1 protein-coding gene is annotated in these 428 nt (G+C 51.6%); it reads left to right on the forward strand.

Annotated elements, in window-relative coordinates; all coding sequences use genetic code 11:
• On the forward strand, positions 1-428 hold a 428-nt coding region (locus tag Q3O12_RS09125), incomplete at both ends, for an HINT domain-containing protein (protein ID WP_301670166.1).

The following is a 428-nucleotide window of genomic DNA, read 5'->3' on the forward strand; positions in this document are numbered from 1 at the left end:
AAATCCTACACCTGCTCCTTCCACGGCAGCACCTTGGTCAAAACGGCAGACGGCTACAAAGCCATCGCCCATATTCAAGCCGGAGACCGCGTCCTTTCCAAGGACGAGGCAAGCGGGGTAACGGGATACAAACCTGTTACCGCCCGATACGGCAATCCGTATCAAGAAACCGTTTACATTGAAATTTCAGACGGCATCGGCAACAACCAAACCCTGATTTCCAACCGCATCCATCCGTTTTATTCGGGCGGCAAATGGATTAAAGCGGAAGATTTGAAAGTGGGAAGCAGGCTGTTTGCCGAAAGCGGCAAAACCCAAACTGTCCGCAACATCATTGTCAAACCAACACCGCTCAAAGCCTACAATCTGACCGTTGCCGATTGGCATACTTACTTCGTCAAGGGCAGTCAGGCGGAAACGGAAGGGGT

It is taken from the genome of Neisseria benedictiae, assembly GCF_958267435.1.
Lineage (GTDB): Bacteria > Pseudomonadota > Gammaproteobacteria > Burkholderiales > Neisseriaceae > Neisseria > Neisseria bergeri.